Below are 18,668 nucleotides of genomic sequence, written 5' to 3'. Positions count from 1 at the left end.
GCACTCCTTACACAACCTTGTCGCACGCGTTTCACAGTCCATAAACGCCGTGCGCATCATTGAGTTCTATCGCAGCGCGCACTACCAGGTCATACCGAGATATACAGGTGGGATACATGCCTCTAGCTGGCAACAAGAACGAATTGCCGCGTTTCCGCCCCGACGGCACCTTCCGCGTCATGCAATTCGCTGACATCCAGGACGTAGCGCCCGTAAACCCAGACTCGCTCGCGCTGATAGCCGCAGCACTTGACACAGAGCGACCCGACCTCGTCGTCCTGACCGGTGACCAGGTCAAGGGTTACGGCATGGCCTTCCGCCACAAGTCTCCGCAGGAGGTCGAGTCCCTCACGCGACGCACCATCGAGCAGATGTGCGCGCCCATGGTCTCCCGCGGCATCCCCTTCGTTGTCACCTACGGCAACCACGATCGCCAGTGTGGCCTCGACAACGCCGCCCAGGAGGCGTTCTATCGCGTCCAACCCGGTTGTCTCAACGCGAATGCATGGGCCGAGCTCTCTCCCGGCACGCTCTGCCTGCCCATCCTCGCCTCGGACGAAAACGACGACGCCCGTCTCGCCATCTGGCTCGCGGATTCCGGCGCAGGCGACATCGGCGGCGGTTACGAGGCCTTCCCGGCAGAGACACTCGACTGGTTCACCGGCACCGCCGATCGCCTTGCAGCGGAGACAAACGGCCCCGTGCCCGGCATCCTCTTCCAGCACATCCCGCTCCCCCAGGTCTACGAATGCCTCCGCCCGGCCCGCACGGACGAGAAGGGCATCCCTGGCTACAGGACTCACTACACCCCGCACCTGAAGCTCACCTGCAGCGAGCAATACCTCGAGTCTGGCACCCTGCGCGAACCCGTCTGCTGTCCGGACACAGACTCCGGCGAGTTCGACGCACTCTCCGAGCAGGGGAGCTTCTTCGGCGTCTTCTTCGGCCATGACCACAAGAACACGCTGGTCACGCGCTATAAGGGAATGCGCCTCGGCTATGCCCCAACGGCTGGCTTCGGGAGCTACGGCCCCTCGGTCGAGCGCGCAGCCCGCGTCTTCACCTTCACCGAGAATGACCCAGCCTCCTTCGAGACCCATCTGCTCGACTACCGCACGCTCGTGAGCGCCCAGGCCCCTCACCCGCTTCGCGACAAGATCTCCTCGACGACGCCCGTCACTGCCGAGGAAGCTCGCGAGGCCTTCCGCACGCCCGCATTGATTGCATCCGTGGCCGCCGTCACTGCCCTCGCGTGCCACCTCGTCCACTCAATCACCAAACGACGCTAGCCAATAGGAGAAAAACATGCAGGAAGCAACACAGACCAAGGCCAAGCGCGGCAAGAAGAACCGCAGCCTGACCAGCCTCGACTGGAGGCGCACCATCCTCGTGACGCTCCCCTTCATGGGCGCCCTCACCTTCTGGCAGGCGTATGACGGCCTCATCCCGCTGATGCTCAAGAACACGTTTGGCCTCGGCGACACCGCGACGGGCTTCTTCATGGCGCTCGATAACATCCTCGCGCTGTTCATGCTGCCCCTGACGGGTTATCTGTCTGACAAGCTCGACACCAAGTGGGGCCGCAGGACGCCCTTCATCGTGGTTGGCTCGCTCATCGCGGCCCTCCTCATCCCGATGATCGCCATCGCCAACACCTGGAAGAACCTGCCGCTGTTCATGGCGGCCCTCGTGCTGACACTGCTCGCGCTCTCCACCTACCGCGCGCCCTCCGTCGCCCTCATGCCCGACGTCACGCCGCGCCCCGTCCGCAGCAAGGCTGACGCCTTCAACTCCCTTATGGCGGCAGTCGGCGGCGTCTTCATCCTCGTGGCCATCTCCCTGCTGGTCCCCGCCGTTGACAACCCGGACTATCGCCCCGTCTACTTCGTCATCTCCGGCATGGTCATCCTGACGACCGTCATCTTCGCCATCTGCTTCAACGAGCCCAAGGAAGTCGCGGCCATGCACCGCGAGAGCGCCGAGCTGGGCATTCCCGAGGAGGAGATTGACGCGTCCGACGAAGGCGGCAAGGAGCGCGAGACCGACCCGACGATTCGTAGGTCCCTTCTCTGCGTGCTCGCCTGCGTCTTCCTCTACTTCATGTCGCAGAACGCCATCTCCAGCGGCTTCTCCCGCTACGCTGACGCGGTCTGGGGCATGCAGGGCGGCAGCTACGCCATGGTCCAGACGGCGGCAACCCTTGCTGCCCTCGTTGCCTACATGCCGATGGCCTCGGTCGCTTGCCACATCGGCCGCAAGCGCACGACCTACATCGGCCTCGTCTTCATGGTCCTCGGTTGCGTGCTGATCTCGCTCAGCACGACCTTCTCGCCCATCGTCTACCTCTGGACGATCCTCTTTGGCATCGGCACCGCGACCGTCTCGCTGACCATCTACCCGATGATCGTCGAGCTTGCGAGCACGCAGACCACCGGCAGGTACACGGGCTACTACTACACCGCGAGCATGGCCGCCCAGGTCATCACGCCGATCCTCTCTGGCGCCGTCATGCAGTTCGTGGGTTACGCGCAGCTCTACCTCTACGGCGCCACCTTCGCCGCATTCGCGATCATCCCCGTGCTGTTCGTGCGCCACGGCGACACGCTCACCATGGGCGACGTCCGCAAGCGCCAGGCAAGCTGGGAGGCCGAGCACACGGAGGCAAGTGCCTAGCCCTCACGCGGCAGCTGGCACAAATCCGCATGCATCAAACAAATTCGAGGCGTCACCCAACGGCGGGCGGCGCCTCGTTTTCTTACCTACGCTCTCAGATAGCGCCCGGTGACGCTAACCGGATTCGCCGCGACCTCGCCAGGAGTGCCGCAGGCGACGATGCGGCCGCCATCCTCGCCCCCTCCGGGACCCATGTCTATCACGTAGTCAGCATTGGCAATAAAGTCCAGGTCATGCTCAATGACCACGACCGTGGCGTCCTGCTCCACCAAACGCTGGAACACGCCGAGAAGAACCTCGACGTCACGCGGGTGCAGGCCGATTGTGGGCTCGTCAAACACGAAGACGGCATCCTCCTGGCCACGGCCCATCTCACTCGCGAGCTTGAGGCGCTGGGCCTCCCCGCCAGAGAGGGCGGGCGTCGCCTCGCCTAGCGTGAGGTATCCCAACCCCAGGTCATGAAGGGTCTGAAGCCTCTCGTGAGCGCGCTTGACGTCCGCGACATGCGGCAGCGCTTCGTCCACAGAGAGCGCGAGGAGCTCCGGCAGGCTAAGGCCGGCAGTATCGACGCCCTTCTCCGCCCTGCGAATACCAGTAGCGCGATCGCCATACCTGCCGCCACGGCAATCCGGGCAGGCAATGTCCACGTCTGGCAAGAATTGAACGTCAAGAGAGATCTGGCCCGTGCCGTCGCAGGTGGGACAACGGAGGCTACCCGTGTTATACGAGAAGTCGCCAGGCTTGAGACCAGCTTCGCGCGCGACATCCGTGCGAGCGTAGGCACGGCGCAGGTCATCGAGCACGCCGCAGTACGTGGCCACCGTCGAGCGCACGTTGACACCGATCGGCGTGGCGTCGATGAGGTTCGCCCGGCGGATCCCCTCGGCATCGAGCACCGTCACGTGGGCGGGAAGCGCCTCGCCAGACGCGGCCGCCGCGAGCGCCGGTATGAGTGTCTCGAGCACGAGCGTGGTCTTGCCAGAGCCCGACACGCCCGTCACGGCAACGAGACGCCCTCGCGGAACGTCAACCGAGAAGGGCCTCACCGTGTGGAGGCCACTCGACTCAAGATGAATGCGCCCCAGGTCAAACATGGTGTCAGCACTTGCCTGGCACCTCGCCGCAACGCGCTTACCGCCCGAGAGGTATGGCCCTATGAGCGACTCTGGGTTCTGGGCCACCTCGGCCACGCTTCCCTGCGCCAACACGCAACCTCCACCGGCGCCTGCCTCGGGACCCATCTCGATGATATGGTCCGCCGCGGCGAGGATCCTCGTGTCGTGGTCGACCATCACGACGGAGTTGCCGTCGGCGATGAGGTCGCGCATGACGCCGAGAAGGCCATCGACGTTCGCAGGATGCAGGCCGATCGAGGGCTCGTCCATCACGTAGAGCACGCCCGTGGTGCGGTTGCGCACGGATCGCGCGAGCTGCACGCGCTGGCGCTCGCCGGTGGAGAGCGTCGAGCCCGCGCGGTCGAGCGAGAGATAGCCGAGGCCGAGCTCGAGCAGACGGCGTGCCGTGCTTTTGAACGAATCGCAGATAGATGCCGCCATCGGGCGCATCTCGGCGGAAAGGCTCTCCGGGACGCCCGCCGCCCACTCGTCGAGCTCCGCGAGCGTCATCCGCGTGGCCTCAGCGAGGTTGATGCCGCACACGAGGGGCCCGCGTGCTGCGGTGGACAGGCGCGTGCCGCCGCACTCGGGGCAAAGAGCCTCCACCAGATACTTCTCGATGCGCTTGAGACCCTTCTCATCCTTGGCCTTGGCGAGCGCGTTCTCTACCGTGCGCACGGCATTGTAATAAGTGAAGTCGAGCTCCGCGAAGTCGTCGGTCTTCTTGGACTTATAGAGGATGTGGCGCTTCTCGGCGGGGCCGTCGAAGACCATCTCGCGCTCCGCAGGCGTGAGCTCGCAGAACGGCACGTCCGTGCGCACGCCCATGGCGCCGCAGACCTGCTTCATGAGGTCCCACATGAGGCTACCCCACACCACCACGGCACCCTCGTCGATGGTCTTGGACTCGTCCGGAACAAGCGCCGCGCGGTTGACGGTACGGACGATGCCGGTACCGCTGCAGGCAGGGCAGGATCCGTCGCTGTTGAACGCGAGGTCCTCCGCGCCCGGGCCGAAGAAGCTCTCGCCACACTCGGGACAGACGAGGGGCAGCTCGGCCGCGACGTTGAGCGACGGCGGCACGTGGGCGCCGCAGTGAGGGCAAGCGTGGCTTCCCACACGCGAGAAGAGCAGGCGCAGGCTGTTGAGCAGCTCGCTTGACGTACCAAACGTCGAACGAACCCCAGGTACGGCGGGTCGCTGGTGGAGGGCGAGCGCCGCGGGCACATAGCGCACGTCATCGACGCTCGCCTTGCCCGCCTGTGAGATACGCCGGCGCGTGTAGGTCGAGAGCGCCTCGAGGTAGCGGCGCGACCCCTCGGCATAGAGAACGCCAAGAGCCAGCGAGCTCTTACCGGAACCCGACACGCCTGCGATGCCCACGAGTTCGCCCAGCGGGATGTCGACGTCGACGTTCTTCAGGTTGTGGACGCGAGCACCCCGCACCTCGATGTGGTCGATCTGGGTCACGCTGCCCCCTCAGACGGCATTGCCAACGGTTGCTATTGTCCCCCACTCAGGAGAGCGGGGCGCGGGAAGCTGCCTCCCCACACCCCGCATCATCAAATCCGGAAATCGCGTTCGCCGCCCTGCCGGCGGCGGTGGCAGCGGACCTAGTGGCAACCGCAGCCGCATCCCTCGTGGCCCTCGCCGTGGTCGTGGCCGTGACCGCCGCAGCCGCAGCCTTCGTGGCCGTGTTCGTGGCCCTCGCCATGGCCATGGCCGTGGCAATCGCAGGTGGCACCCTCGACCTGCTCGACCTCGCCGGCGAGGAACGCCTCGACGAGCGCGTCGCAGTCGCCGGAGCCACCGGCATAGATGGTGATTCCAGCCTGGTTCAACGCGTTAATGGCACCGCCGCCGATGCCTCCGCAGATGAGTGTGTCGACGCCACCTTCCGCCAAGACACCCGCGAGGGCACCGTGACCGGCGCCGTTTGAGCTCACGACCTCCGCGGAGACGACCTTGCCCTCCTCCACGTCATAGATCTTGAACTGCTGGGTCTTGCCAAAGTGCTGGAAGACGTTGCCGTTATCGTACGTGACCGCAATCCTCATGATGCCCTCTCCCTTTGCCGGCCAAGGCTCGGCGTCATTGCAAGAAGCTGACGCATAGGCGACGTTGCCGCCCGCGATAACGAGGCGACGGCCATTGACCAGGGCGTCCGCGGTCTTCGCGCGAGCACGCTCGCAAATGGCGGCGATTGTGGCGCGGGCAACGCCCACGCGCTGCGCAGCCTCCGCCTGACTCAGGCGCTCAAGATCAACGAGACGAAGAACCTCGAGCTCATCGACAGTCAACGTGAGGTCGTCACCGCTCGCCAGGCCATCGGGAGAGAAGCCGAGGTACTCGGGTTCGATCCCAACGCTCCTGACCTTCTGGTGACGTCCTGCCATATACTCCAGCTCCATTCCTGACATATGTCAGGAAATACATTACGCCCGTCGATGAGGATTGCAAGACATTTCTGGCATACGTCAGAAATAGGATGTCGCGTGGACGGCTGCCGCGGGGCTGTCGCACCGCGCGAGCCATCCCGCCGCAGGGCTGTCGCGCCGCGCGCGCCATCCGCCGCAGGGTTGTCGTGCCGCGCGGGCGGCCGCCGCACTGACTCACCCACGGACAACCCCACAGAACGGAACGCGTCGCGCAGCCCGCCGCGCGTCTATGCAAGCCCCAGCAGTATGAACACCGTATGAAACAAGAACGCCACCACCCACGCGACACCGATCTGCAGAGCGAAGACCGCAGCGGCGGAGCGCCCTCCCAGCTCGGAGCGAACGGTGCCAATGGCCGCCACGCACGGCGGATAGAGCAGCGTGAAGACGAGGAACACGAAGGCGGTCGCCGGCGTGAACAGCTCGGACAGCGCCGCGACCGAAGTCGAGCCAAGCAGCACCGTGAGCGTCGAGATCACACTCTCCTTGGCGATGAGGCCGCAGACGAGTGCCGTGGAGACGCGCCAGTCGCCAAACCCAAGCGGTGCGAGCGCGGGTGCAATCAGGCCGCCCAGCTTGGCAAGCATGCTGTGCGACTGGTCCGTAACCACGTTGAAGCGAATGTCGAACGTCTGGAGGAACCAAATTACGACAGACGCTGCGAAGATGATGGTGAACGCCTTGGTGATGAAGCCCTTCGCCTTGTCCCATGCGAGCATGAACGTCGTCTTGACGCTGGGGAGACGGTAGTTGGGAAGCTCCATGATAAAGGGGACGGGCTCACCCTTGAACGCGGTGTGGTTGAGGATCACCGCAACGACCATACCAACGATGACGCCCAGCACGTAGAGCGCGACCATCGCGGCGACCGTCGCATTGGGGAAGAACGCCGCGCAAAGCAGACCGTAGACCGGCAGCTTTGCAGAGCAGCTCATGAAGGGCGTGAGCATGACCGTCATCTTGCGGTCGTGCTCGGACGGAAGGGTGCGCGTCGACATGATCGCCGGGACGCTGCAGCCAAAGCCCACGAGCATCGGCACGAAGCTTCGCCCGGACAAGCCAAAGCGACGCAGGAACTTATCCATAACGAAGGCCACGCGTGCCATATAGCCCGAGTCCTCGAGAATCGAGAGCAGGAGGAACAGGACCACGATGATGGGCAGGAACGAGATCACGCTGCCAACACCCGTGAGCACGCCATCGACCACCATCGAGCGGACGACCTCATTCGTGCCAAACGCCGCAAGCGCCACGTCCGCAGCCTCGATACCCGCGTCGACGAGGTTCTCGAGCAGACCCTGCAGCGCCGCGCCGACCACGCCAAACGTGAGCCAAAACACGAGCGCCATGATGACGAGAAACGCGGGAACCGCGGTATAGCGGCCCGTGAGCACGCGATCGATCGCCACGGAACGCTTGTGCTCGCGGCTCTCCCGCGGCTTGACCACGCAGGCGCTGCACACGCTCTCAATGAAGGTAAAGCGCATGTCCGCAAGAGCGGAGAAGCGATCCGTGCCGGACTCCTCCTCCATCTGGCGAATGACGTGTCCGATACCCTGCAGCTCGTTCTCGTCAAGACCGAGGGCCTTGATAACGAGCTCGTCCCCCTCGACGAGCTTGGTTGCCGCAAAGCGAACGGGAATCGACGCGGCGCGTGCGTGGTCCTCGATCAGCTTGGCGATACCATGGATGCAACGGTGAAGGGCACCGTGGTCAGGCGCATCCTCAGAGCTCGAGCAGAAGTCGACACGGCCAGGGCGCTCGCCATAGCGCGCGACATGCATCGCATGCTCCACGAGCTCGCCGATACCCTCGTTCTTGGCGGCGGAGATGGGAACCACGGGCACGCCGAGCAGGCTCTCGAGCAGGTTCACGTCGATGGTGCCGCCGTTGGCAGTGACCTCGTCCATCATGTTGAGCGCGATGACCATGGGGCGGTCGAGCTCCATGAGCTGGAGCGTCAGATAGAGGTTACGCTCGATGTTCGTGGCATCGACGATGTCGATCACGGCGTCGGGGTTGGCGTCGATGATGAACTGGCGACTCACGACCTCCTCGCCCGTGTAGGGCGAGAGCGAGTAGATGCCCGGGAGGTCCGTGACCGTCGCCTCGGGGTGATTGCGAATCTGTCCGTCCTTGCGATCGACCGTCACGCCGGGGAAGTTGCCGACGTGTTGGTTCGAGCCGGTCAGACGGTTGAAGAGCGTGGTCTTGCCGCAGTTCTGGTTGCCGGCGAGCGCGAAGGTGAGGGGCTCGCCCTCCGGCATCGCCTTGGTCGCGCTGCGGGGATGCACGCCCTCACTCAATGCCGGGTGAGCCGTGGCGCCCGTCTTGGGCGCGACGCGCGGAGCGGTGTCCGTATCATGCACGCCAACGAGCTCGATCCTCGCGGCGGTGTCACGGCGAAGCGTGAGCTCATAGCCGCGCAGGCGAATCTCCATGGGGTCGCCCATGGGGGCGTACTTCATCATCGTGACCTCGGTACCGGGCGTAAGGCCCATATCGAGGATATGCTGGCGGAGCGCCGCGTCATCCGCAGACACCGACGCAATCACCGCGTCCTTGCCAATTTCAAGCTCGTCGAGTTTCATATTCCAGCCTCCCGGCACAGCATGATAGCGCGAGCAAGGCCCGCCTAACCACAGGCGGCGACGGAGCCGCCTCCCTCGCCGCCGTGCCTACCAGCGGCGGAGCCACTCCCCCATCGAGCGGCCCATCTCGACCATGAAACCACTCGTGTGCTTACGCGTGTAGATGTCACAGACGCGCTCTCCCGCCTCCGTTGCATGTGGGCGGAACATCGCGTCCATCTCCGCGACCTGTGCGTCCATCTCCTCCGGAGTCGCCCGGTGATAGCGCTCTCTCATCACGAGGTTCTTCACCGGATGTCCAATGGCGGGGCGCTCCTTGGCGGGCGTACCCAGGATGAGCATGCCAAGGGGAAGTGTGTGCGGCGGCAGGCCAAGGAGCTCAGAGACCTCCTCCGCGTGCTCGAGGATGTCGCCAACGTAGCAGCTACCGAGACCCACGGCCTCGGCAGCGATCACGGCGTTCTGCGCGGCGCACACGGTGTCCTGTAGCGCGAGTCCCAACTCGCCAAGGCCTGGCTCGCGACGCGGCGCCTTGCCCGTACGCTCCGCGAATTCATCTGTGAAGCAGCCCACGTGTTCGAACAGGTCGATCCACTTGACGTAGTCGGCAACGAACAAGAGTGCCCATGGAGCATGCGAGATCATGGGCTGGCCGTCGCACAGCACGCAGAGGCGGTCGAGCGTCGCCTGCTCGCGGACATCGATGATCGAGTACATCATCATGGCGCCGGCGGAGGGCGCACGACTCGCGGCATGGAGAACGGCAAGCCTTTGCCCATCCGTCACGGGAAGAGCGCGACCCTCGGTGTCCTTGGCGAACGAGCGCGTGGACGAACGCCGCTCGATCGCAGCGAGCACGGGGTTTTCCAGCACGGGCGCCTCGTCGTTACCCACCGGCATGCCACCGATGTCCATCGCCCCGCTCAACGTCGTAGCAGCAGCACTGTCGTCCATAGCCATCACGCATTCGCCTCCGTATATCCGCGGGCGACATCGCGGCCGCCTTGTATCATTACGTAGAGTACTCCCATAAATACCAAAAGGAGAGGCCGTGCGCATCGTCGAAATCGTATTCAGCCCCACCGGCGGCACCGCGAAGGTCGCCCACGCCTTCGCCGAGGGTTGGGAGGGCGAAGTCAATACCATCGACCTCGCCAATCCCGAGAAGGACTTCTCCACCTGTGCCATCGACGGGGATGACCAGGTTCTTATCGCCCTGCCCTCCTTTGGCGGCAGGGTCCCCACCATCGCCACGGAGCGCCTGAGCCGCATCCCCGGTAACGGCGCGGCGTGCACCCTCATCTGCGTCTATGGCAACCGCGCATTCGAGGACACCCTGGCGGAGATGGAGGATACGGCCAGGGCTTGCGGCTTCAACGTCGTCGCCGCGGTGGCGGCCATCGCCGAGCACTCGATCTTCCCCCAGTTCGCCACCGACAGGCCCGATGCCGCGGATGCCGCGCAGCTCAGGGGCTTCGCCAGGCGCATCGCCGAGGAGGCGACGGACACGCCGGCCATTCCCGGCAATCGTCCGTACAAGCAGGGAGGCCGTGGCGGCCTCGTCCCCCAGCCCACCGGCACCTGCGTCGGCTGCGGCCTCTGCGCGAGGGAGTGTCCCGCGCAGGCGATCGACACGGACGGCTTCGCCGCCGATCCCGAGACATGCATCGGCTGCATGCGCTGCCTGAGGATCTGCCCCGTCAACGCCAGGGAGGTCAACGCCGCGGCCGTGGCCGCCAAGGCCGAGGAACTCAGCCCCGTCTGCGCCCCGCGAAAGGAAAACGAGCTGTTCCTGTAGGAGCGACGGCCCTCGCGGCGTCGCGCCCTACGACACAGAAAGGCATCTCATATGGATCGACGTCCCTCCCACCCCGTCATCAACTACGCGCTCCTCGCCCTCGGCTCCGCGATCGCGGCCTTCGCCGTCGAGGAGTTCCTCGTCCCCAACACCATCCTGGATGGCGGCGTCATCGGCGTGGGCATGATGATCTCGCACGTGACGGGCATTCCCCTCGCCCTGCTCACGGTCATCCTGAACGCGCCCTTCGTCATCCTGGGCGGCATCAAGCTCGGCCGCAGCTTTACCGCGCGCGCCGTCTTCTCGATGGCGACGTTCTCCGCGTGCGTCGAGTTCTTCGACGGCTGGGCGAACGCCACCGGCGAGACCCTGCTCGCGGTTTGCTTTGGCGGCGTGCTCCTCGGCCTTGGCGTGGGCATCGTGATTCGCGGGGGCGGCTGCCTCGACGGCACCGAGGCCGTGGCCATCCTCGTCAGCAGGAAGACCGACCTCGCCGTGGGACAGATGGTCCTTGGCATGAACATCATCATCTACGGCATCGCCGGCGTGCTCTTTGGCGTCGACCGCGCGCTCTACTCGCTGCTCACCTACTTCATCACGTCGAAGGTGCTCGATATGGTCGAGTCCGAGATGAACCAGGTCAAGGCAGCCCTCATCGTCACGGACGACGCCGCGGAGATTTGCGAGCAGATCTACCGCCGCATGGGCCGCACCGTCACCATCATGGAGGGCGAGGGCATGCTGAGCGGCAGGAAGAAGGTCCTCTACTGCGTCATCACGAAGTACGAGGTACGCGAGCTGCGCGAAGTCATTGACTCGGTCGACCACTCGGCGTTCGTCTCAATCTCGGACGTTTCTGAGATTATCGGCAACCACGTCAAGAGCACGGGCGCCACCCTGGCGAGCGCGTAGGAAGTTGACAAAGGGACAGTCCCTTTGTCAACTTTGCTATCGCCTGGCGAGGCAGCGGGAGATCAGCCGCGCTAGTACGGGTTGATCGACCCGAAAGCGAACGTCGAACCCAGCTTGAGGCGACTCTCGAAGGCGTTGATGTCCTCGATCGGGTTGGTCACCGTGGTGGCACGGAGCTGCTCCCTGGGGAACCTGGCGGAGTAGAGGTAATCGTCCACCATGTCGCCGTTCTTGTTCCTGCGCTGCGTGTAGCCGGAGACCGTGACCTCCACGATGTTGGCGTTGAGGTCGAAGATATTAGCGGCCATAAAGAACGCCAGGCCAAGCACGCAGGTCGCGTACTCCTCCTTGAGCTGCTTCTGGGTCTTGTCGACGACCTTCACCTGGCCGGAGGCGAGCTGTTTGGTTGTCGTCTGAGGCAGGTCCTCGATCTCCGGAAGGTCGAGGTCAAGGTAGAGATGGCCGTCCTCGCACCCAATTTGCGCGCTCACGGTGGCGGGAATCTCGAGGTTGGAGAGCCACTCCTCCACGAGGTCCGCCATGACCTCGTCATCCAGCGAAAGGGCGGCCTCGAGGGCAAGCCTTCCCTGCTCGCCCGTGGTAAAGGCGGCCCTGGAGAGGTGCTGGGAGAGCTCGTCTGCAGTCAGGACCTGCGGAGCGAGCTTGTAGATGTCGATGAACTCCCTGCTCTCCTTCTCGGACTCCTCCTGCATCTCAGCCCAGACGCGCTGCTGCTCCTCGAGGTCGGGCGAGAGACGCGGACGCGCCGCGGCGACAGACCTCGCGGAACCGGAGCCGACGCTCCTGGCTTCGCTCGCGCCAGAGGACTTGGACGAGCGCTTGGAGCCGCCGAGCTTCGTGCGATAGGAAAGGCCGGTGCCCGGCAGGCCAGCGGAGGCATACACGCCCCTCTTGCTGATGTTGAGCGTGGCGCCCTTGGGGCCGAGGCTCAGGCTCGGGCCGCTCTTGCTCAGGTTGACGCGGATGCCCTTAGCCAGGGACACGGACTTGTGGAATCGAAGACCCATGCTCACTCCCCCACTCGATGCGTATGCCTCCATCTTACGGGTTGATGCGGACATCCCTGGCGCGCCTTTCCGCGGGCGCGCAAAAAGCCCCTCCAACGAATGCTCTCGCCAGAGGGGCACATCTTTGCAAGTCAGTTTTACTAGCTCGGGGACCCCAGCCGTCATGACGTCATATGCGGGGACAATCGCATTCCCCACGTTAGCGCCATGTTTTTTGCATCTCCACCGCCGGAGGCCTGCAAAAAACCTGAAAAAGGGACAGCCCCTTTTTCAGGTTGTCAGGCAGGCTCGCCCTTATCGCCTAGACAGCCAAAGCGCGGAGAGCAGCGACGCGGCAGAAGCGGCTAGCGCAAGATAGGGAGCCGCACTTACAACGTCTCCCGTCTGGGGAAGCCCAGAAGAGGTCCCGCCCTGCGAGGAGCCGGCGTTAGCTGCGCTGTTCGCCCCGTTCTGGCTGCCGTCCCCCGAGCCGGTCGACGAGCCGGTCTTCCCCGCGAACTCCCAGACGCCAACGAAGGTCACGTTGCCCTTGGAGTCCGCCGTAGTGGTATCTGCCACCACGGACTCACGGTCATAGCCCTTGAACGCCCACGTGCCGCCGGACACCTCCACCACGCGCTTGTCCGGCGCAATGGCACTTAGCGTGTCGTTCGTCGCATAGGCCTTCGTATCTTCGGGCATCAGGTTCAGCACATCGTCCGGCAGCGACATTCCCGGCGTGGCGCTCTGGAACTCGTACTTGGCATGGAACTCAGAAAGGGACCCGCTGCCCGCCGCGATCAGACAGACTTCGTCTCCAGAGTCGATGGCGGCATAGCCGAGATACTCCTGGCGCTCGTCCTTCGACTGGTCAACATAGCGAGAAGAATCGTCGTCGACATACCAACCGTCGATCCTCTTGTTGGTCACGTCATCCGGCTTGCTGCCAAGGTAGCGCTCACCCATGCTTTCGGCAGAAGACAGCTGCGCCGGCGTATTGGCAAGGTAAACGTCTGACGCCGCACCATCAGCGACGTTGTTGCAGAGCTTCGTATTGTTCACGATCACCGCTCCGTCGTTCCCCACCGCAGCGAGTCCGCCGCCACATATCGTGGCCGTGTTGCCGGTGATGGAGCCCCCACCGATGTTCATCACGGCAGAGTTGCCGGAGAACATGACACCGCCGCCCACGTCAGCACGATTGTCCGAGATGGTTCCGCCATTCATGGTGAAGGACGATCCATACGCCACGAACACGCCGCCGCCATAGCTGGTATATCCGTCAGGGGAGTCCGCATAACAACCCGTGATTTCGCCGCCGTCCATGATGAACGATCCGCCAAACATCACCGCGACTCCTCCACCCCAGCAGATGGATCCACCGTTTATGCCGCAGTTTCTGATGGTACCGCCATACATGTGGAACGTGCCGCCCTCCACGGTGACGCCACCGCCATAGTAGTTATTGCCCTCGCGATCAGAAACCGTCACGCCAGAGAACATGTTGCAGGTGCCCCCAACGTGCAGAAGGCCGGGGGCGTCATTGTTCTGCTCAGATTCGCCTTTGATGGTCAGCGTGTCGCTGCCATCAGAAGACCCCAGATTCAGCTGCGAGCCCTCCTGAACGTAAAGAGAAGTATCTCGACGAGGGAAAGTTATGGTGTGGCCGTTACCGAGAATGGTGGTGGTGCAGGTCGAGCTGAAAGATGCGCCGTATGACTCGATGTCATGAGTCAGCTTGATAACATAATCTCCGCCCGTTTCCGTTTTCCCGTTGATGGCAGCAACGGCACTGTTGAACTCCGCGCTATTGCCCACTTCGAAGACGTTAGATTCCGTGGCAAACGCCAACGTGGGTGCCGCAAACACGCAAGATACGAGCATCGTCATAAGGGCAAGTGCCCTGCCAAGCGTCTTCACTAAAACCTGCTTTCAAACGTAGCCACAACCGTAGACAGAGCATCGGACCCCCTGCGGACAAAAACGACGCTCGCGCTGCATCAAGGGTTCGATGCAGCCAAGAATGTCAGTCTATTTAATTCTTGCTGCCCGGTCTACAGCAATTCAGACTAGCTACACTGCTCAACAGCGCCCCCACAAACCAAGTGCGACAGGAATCCCGACATGCGAAATACAAGCTCGCGCGGTTTTTGTTCCCCGAATCCAACTCAACCCTCTAAAACCGGTTCAGAAACGGGCGCCAGACGCTCGTTTTCCCGCCGTTTTATTACCGGATAGCGACAGTGAGCAGCCAAACGGCCTCTGGGCAAGTAGCCGGTTTTTGAGCGGGCAAATCAACTGGGGTTTTGTAACGCTAAAAGAGGGGACTACTCGTCCGGGAATCGTTTGGCTGCTCACAGTCGCTATCCCCTCATTTATTCGCCGCTTATAGTCGAGTCAAATAGGGAGCGCCACTACTCCCCTCACGCACTTATAGTGAACGAGACGCCATATCCACCCGAACAGGCTCGAAGGCAGGCCCCATGGCCCCAACGCAAAAGAAGATAGTCGTTACGCTCGGGTTTTGCGGGCTTGTCTCCGCCGCAGACAACTGGTTTGTCTCTCCCGCACTCCCGGCGATCGCCCAGACGCTCGCCATCGCCCCGGCAGCCGCGACGATCATCCTCACCGCATACCTCACGCCCTACGGGCTGCTGCAACCCGTATGTGGCGCCATTGGCGATGCCGTTGGACGCGTGCGTCTCCTTTGCATCATCGTCGCGGGCCTTGCCGTGAGCACCGTGCTTTGTGCCGCGGCACCCACGCTCGAGGCACTCGTCGTGGCACGAATCGTCACTGGCTGCTTCGCCGCGGGAATCATCAGCGTAAATCAGTCGCTCGTGGGTAGCGTCGTGAGCGAGGAGGACCGACAGGGCGCCGTGGGCCTGCTCATGGGCGTCACGTTTACCGGCCAGGGTCTTTCGGCGGGTCTCGGCGGGCTCATCTGCGACCTTGTGGGGTGGCGCGCGGCATTTATCTGCTTTGGCGCACTCGGCGCAGCTGCCTGGCTCGGCGTCAGGCGTCTGAGGTACCTCGACGAGATGGACGGCGTGGGCACCGTCGACGCACCAGACACCGACGTGAATGCCGCAGGCGTGGGCACCGTCGACGCGCCAGGTGCCGGCGTGAGCGCCGCAGACGCGGGCGCGGTCAGCTCAGCTGAACGTGAGTCCTTCAGGCCCGCGGCGTTTCTCCGCCACGCGGCGCAGATCTTCTTTGGACCCGGACGCGCCGTCTATATCGTTGCTTTCACGACCGGCATCATCTTCCTCGGAGTATACGGATTCACGGGCACCTTCCTGGCCGAGAGGTGCGGCCTTTCCTCCACCCAGGCGGGCCTGCTCATGATGTTCTACGGCCTCGCCTGCCTCACCGGCGGCAGCATTTCTGGACGTATCGGCGAGACTCGGGGCCAACGTGGCGTTATCGCAGTGGGCGAGACCTCGGGCGTCATCGCAACGGCCCTGCTAGCGGCGTCGACGATCACGGGTTCGTGGGTTCCCGCGCTTCCTGCCGCGGCATGCCTCGGCCTAGGCTACATACTGGTACAGCCCACGCTCGTCTCGTTCTCCATGGATATCGACCCCTCGCACACGGGTCTCTGCACCGGACTCATCGGCCTGGGAGTTTTCGCGGGAGGCGGCATTGGCAGCAGCCTCGGTAGCGTTGCCATTGCCGGCGGCGGCTACCTTGCGCTCTGGACAATCGCCGGCGTGGCGCTTGTCGCCCAGGCGATCGCTGGCGCGAGGTTCCTGCCGCGCAAATAAGGCGAGGCGCCAACGACGGAGCAGCGCGATCGGCGCCGGTTCCTTCGGCCCGCACCTGATTACGAACGGTTGTTCGATGGATTTCGTGTCAGAAGGGGCCGCCGGCGCGCCGGGCTATGTTAAGTTGCTTATCTAAGCCAAATTACCCGGCCCCAAACACACGAAGACGCAGCGGCTGGCGCATCGCGCCGCGGCGCTGGGGTCGCAACCAATACGCACGCCCGATGAGAGTCGGGCGCCGGCAGGGAGCATCGAGAGAGCGAGCATGGCAAAGAACACCGCGAACTATGGCAACGACAGCATCCGTCAGCTCAAGGACGAGGAGCGCGTACGTCTCCGCCCCGCCGTCATCTTCGGCTCGGACGGCCTTGACGGCTGCGCGCACGCCGCCTTCGAGATCCTCTCCAATGCGGTCGACGAGGCTCGTCAGGGCTTTGGCAAGCTGATCACCCTCACCGCCTTCGCCGACAAGTCCATCCAGGTAGAGGACAACGGCCGCGGCTGCCCGCTGGACTGGAACCCCACCGAGAAGCGCTTCAACTGGGAGCTCGTCTTCTGCGAGCTCTACGCCGGCGGCAAGTACGACAACAACCAGGGCGGCGACTACGACTTCTCGCTCGGTACCAACGGCCTGGGCTCGTGCGCCACCCAGTACGCCTCGGAGTACATGGACGTCACCGTCTGGCGCGACGGCAACAAGTACTCGCTGCACTTCAAGAAGGGCAAGGTCGTAGGCTCCAAGAAGAAGGCCCTTGAGGTCGAGCCCACCGACGAGCAGCGAACCGGCACCACCATCAAGTGGCGCCCGGACCTCGAGGTCTTCACCTCGATCGACATCCCCGACGAGTGGTACCGCGAGACCATGCGCCGCCAGGCCGTGGTCAACGCCAATGTCACCTTCCGCCTGCGCATCGAGGACGAGGACGGCGGCTTCACTGAGGAAGACTTCTGCTACCCCAAGGGCATCGAGGACTACGTGCTCGAGAAGGTCGGCGCCAATTACCTCACCGAGCCCTTCTTCATCGAGGCGGATCGCCGTGGCCGCGACCGCGATGACCTGCCAGACTACAACGTCAAGATCACGGCGTGCATGTGCTTCTCCCGCACCTTCCAGATGCAGGAGTACTACCACAACTCGTCTTGGCTTGAGAACGGCGGATCGCCCGAGAAGGCAGCCCGCAGCGCCCTGACCAGCGCCCTCGACGCCTACATCAAGAGCCAGGGCAAGTACAACAAGAACGAGAGCTCGATCAAGTGGCAGGACGTCCAGGACTGCCTGGTGCTGGTGACCAACTGCTTCTCCACCCAAACCTCCTACGAGAACCAGACCAAGAAGGCCATCAACAACCGCTTCATCCAGCAGGCGATGACGGCCTTCTTCAAGGAGCGCCTCTCGACCTACCTGATCGAGAACAAGGACGCCGCCAGCAAGATCGTCGACCAGGTGCTCATCAACAAGCGCTCCCGCGAGAACGCCGAGAAGACCCGCCAGAGCATCAAGACCAACCTGCAGCAGAAGACCGACATGGCCAACCGCGTGCAGAAGTTCATCGACTGCCGTTCGAAGGACAAGACCCGCCGCGAGATCTACATCGTGGAGGGCGACTCCGCGGCGGGCGCCATCCGCACGTCTCGCGACGCGGAGTTCCAGGGCGTCATGCCGGTTCGAGGCAAGATCCTCAACTGCCTCAAGGAGGACTACCCGCGCATCTTCAAGTCCGACATCATCATGGACCTCATGCGCGTCCTCGGTTGCGGCGTGGAGATCAGCGACAGGCGCATCAAGAACCTCGCCACCTTCGACCTGGACAACCTCAACTGGAGCAAGGTCATCATCTGCACGGATGCTGACGTCGACGGATACCACATCCGCACGCTCATCCTGACGATGCTCTACCGCCTGGTGCCCACGCTCATCGACGAGGGCTACGTCTACATCGCGGAGTCACCGCTCTATGAGATCAACTGCGGCGAGAAGACCTACTTCGCCTACACCGAGCTCGAAAAGAACGACGTCCTGAAGGAGATCGGCGACAAGAAGTGTTCCATCAACCGCTCGAAGGGTCTTGGTGAGAACGATCCGGACATGATGTGGCTCACCACCATGAACCCCGAGACGCGCCGCCTGATCAAGGTCGAGCCCGAGGACATCGCGAGGATGGAGACCATGTTCAACCTGTTGCTGGGCAATGACGACGAGGGGCGCAAGCGTCACATCGCCGAGCACGGCAAAGAGTACCTAGACCAGCTGGACCTGCAGTAACGTGAGGCCGTGGCAGGGCAACGCAGCCCGGCCTTGCAGTAACGTGAATGCGCGGGCAGGGGCAACGCAACCCGACCGCGCCAACGCAACAGACCAGCCCAAGA

12 protein-coding genes are annotated in these 18,668 nt (G+C 63.6%); 6 read left to right on the top strand and 6 right to left on the bottom strand.

The features are described from left to right. Positions 1-116 precede the first annotated feature (116 nt). Together Q0H23_RS07135 and Q0H23_RS07130 are read left to right on the top strand one after the other, a co-directional pair. On the top strand, positions 117-1,289 hold the full coding sequence (locus Q0H23_RS07135; RefSeq protein ID WP_293837012.1) for a metallophosphoesterase family protein: 1,173 nt from the start codon (positions 117-119) through the stop codon (positions 1,287-1,289). A 16-nt stretch (positions 1,290-1,305) separates the two neighbouring features. After that, positions 1,306-2,673, top strand: coding sequence for an MFS transporter (locus tag Q0H23_RS07130; protein ID WP_293837010.1), 1,368 nt, complete (start codon positions 1,306-1,308; stop codon positions 2,671-2,673). Positions 2,674-2,759: 86 nt separating this feature from the next. Here Q0H23_RS07130 and Q0H23_RS07125 read toward each other — a convergent pair whose 3' ends face one another. The 4 genes from Q0H23_RS07125 to Q0H23_RS07110 form a co-directional block, all read right to left on the bottom strand. Further along, the gene (locus Q0H23_RS07125; protein ID WP_293837008.1) at positions 2,760-5,258 is read right to left on the bottom strand and encodes an ATP-binding cassette domain-containing protein; all 2,499 of its coding nucleotides are present in this window, start codon (positions 5,256-5,258) and stop codon (positions 2,760-2,762) included. A gap of 143 nt (positions 5,259-5,401) precedes the next feature. Further along, positions 5,402-6,184 carry a DUF134 domain-containing protein gene (locus Q0H23_RS07120; protein ID WP_293837006.1) on the bottom strand — a complete coding sequence of 261 codons (783 nt, stop codon included), beginning with the start codon at positions 6,182-6,184 and terminating at the stop codon, positions 5,402-5,404. Positions 6,185-6,453: 269 nt separating this feature from the next. After that, positions 6,454-8,817 carry a ferrous iron transport protein B gene (feoB, locus tag Q0H23_RS07115; protein WP_293837004.1) on the bottom strand — a complete coding sequence of 788 codons (2,364 nt, stop codon included), beginning with the start codon at positions 8,815-8,817 and terminating at the stop codon, positions 6,454-6,456. Between the two features lie 87 nt (positions 8,818-8,904). Further along, positions 8,905-9,777, bottom strand: a complete 873-nt coding sequence (locus tag Q0H23_RS07110) for a nitroreductase family protein (RefSeq protein ID WP_293837002.1) — start codon at positions 9,775-9,777, stop codon at positions 8,905-8,907. A gap of 91 nt (positions 9,778-9,868) precedes the next feature. On the opposite strand from Q0H23_RS07110, the gene Q0H23_RS07105 reads away from it, so the two are divergent. Then, the gene (locus Q0H23_RS07105; RefSeq protein WP_293837000.1) at positions 9,869-10,615 is read left to right on the top strand and encodes a 4Fe-4S binding protein; all 747 of its coding nucleotides are present in this window, start codon (positions 9,869-9,871) and stop codon (positions 10,613-10,615) included. Between the two features lie 51 nt (positions 10,616-10,666). After that, a complete protein-coding gene (locus tag Q0H23_RS07100) occupies positions 10,667-11,527 on the top strand; it encodes a YitT family protein (RefSeq protein ID WP_293836998.1) in 861 nt (286 codons plus the stop codon). Between the two features lie 71 nt (positions 11,528-11,598). Here the strand turns inward: Q0H23_RS07100 and Q0H23_RS07095 are convergent, their stop codons facing one another. Together Q0H23_RS07095 and Q0H23_RS07090 are read right to left on the bottom strand one after the other, a co-directional pair. Next, on the bottom strand, positions 11,599-12,555 hold the full coding sequence (locus tag Q0H23_RS07095) for a DUF4236 domain-containing protein (protein WP_293836996.1): 957 nt from the start codon (positions 12,553-12,555) through the stop codon (positions 11,599-11,601). A 294-nt stretch (positions 12,556-12,849) separates the two neighbouring features. Further along, a complete protein-coding gene (locus Q0H23_RS07090; RefSeq protein WP_293836994.1) occupies positions 12,850-14,454 on the bottom strand; it encodes an SHIRT domain-containing protein in 1,605 nt (534 codons plus the stop codon). A gap of 563 nt (positions 14,455-15,017) precedes the next feature. Between Q0H23_RS07090 and Q0H23_RS07085 the strand changes: the two genes are divergently transcribed. Together Q0H23_RS07085 and Q0H23_RS07080 are read left to right on the top strand one after the other, a co-directional pair. Beyond that, the gene (locus Q0H23_RS07085) at positions 15,018-16,301 is read left to right on the top strand and encodes an MFS transporter (RefSeq protein WP_293836992.1); all 1,284 of its coding nucleotides are present in this window, start codon (positions 15,018-15,020) and stop codon (positions 16,299-16,301) included. 265 nt (positions 16,302-16,566) lie between these two features. Next, positions 16,567-18,564 carry a toprim domain-containing protein gene (locus Q0H23_RS07080; RefSeq protein ID WP_293836990.1) on the top strand — a complete coding sequence of 666 codons (1,998 nt, stop codon included), beginning with the start codon at positions 16,567-16,569 and terminating at the stop codon, positions 18,562-18,564. Positions 18,565-18,668: the final 104 nt, after the last annotated feature.

The organism is uncultured Parolsenella sp. (assembly GCF_934660935.1).
Taxonomy (GTDB): Bacteria; Actinomycetota; Coriobacteriia; order Coriobacteriales; family Atopobiaceae; genus Parolsenella.
This window is presented reverse-complemented; position numbering and strand designations above follow the sequence as displayed.

Bases quoted from the DNA above. Each gene is read 5' to 3' on its own strand.
- Q0H23_RS07135 (WP_293837012.1), top strand. From the start codon at position 117: ATGCCTCTAGCTGGCAACAAGAACGAATTGCCGCGTTTCCGCCCCGAC.
- Q0H23_RS07130 (WP_293837010.1), top strand. From the start codon at position 1,306: ATGCAGGAAGCAACACAGACCAAGGCCAAGCGCGGCAAGAAGAACCGC.
- Q0H23_RS07120 (WP_293837006.1), bottom strand. From the start codon at position 6,184: ATGGCAGGACGTCACCAGAAGGTCAGGAGCGTTGGGATCGAACCCGAG.
- feoB (WP_293837004.1), bottom strand. From the start codon at position 8,817: ATGAAACTCGACGAGCTTGAAATTGGCAAGGACGCGGTGATTGCGTCG.
- Q0H23_RS07110 (WP_293837002.1), bottom strand. From the start codon at position 9,777: ATGGCTATGGACGACAGTGCTGCTGCTACGACGTTGAGCGGGGCGATG.
- Q0H23_RS07100 (WP_293836998.1), top strand. From the start codon at position 10,667: ATGGATCGACGTCCCTCCCACCCCGTCATCAACTACGCGCTCCTCGCC.
- Q0H23_RS07095 (WP_293836996.1), bottom strand. From the start codon at position 12,555: ATGGGTCTTCGATTCCACAAGTCCGTGTCCCTGGCTAAGGGCATCCGC.
- Q0H23_RS07085 (WP_293836992.1), top strand. From the start codon at position 15,018: ATGGCCCCAACGCAAAAGAAGATAGTCGTTACGCTCGGGTTTTGCGGG.
- Q0H23_RS07080 (WP_293836990.1), top strand. From the start codon at position 16,567: ATGGCAAAGAACACCGCGAACTATGGCAACGACAGCATCCGTCAGCTC.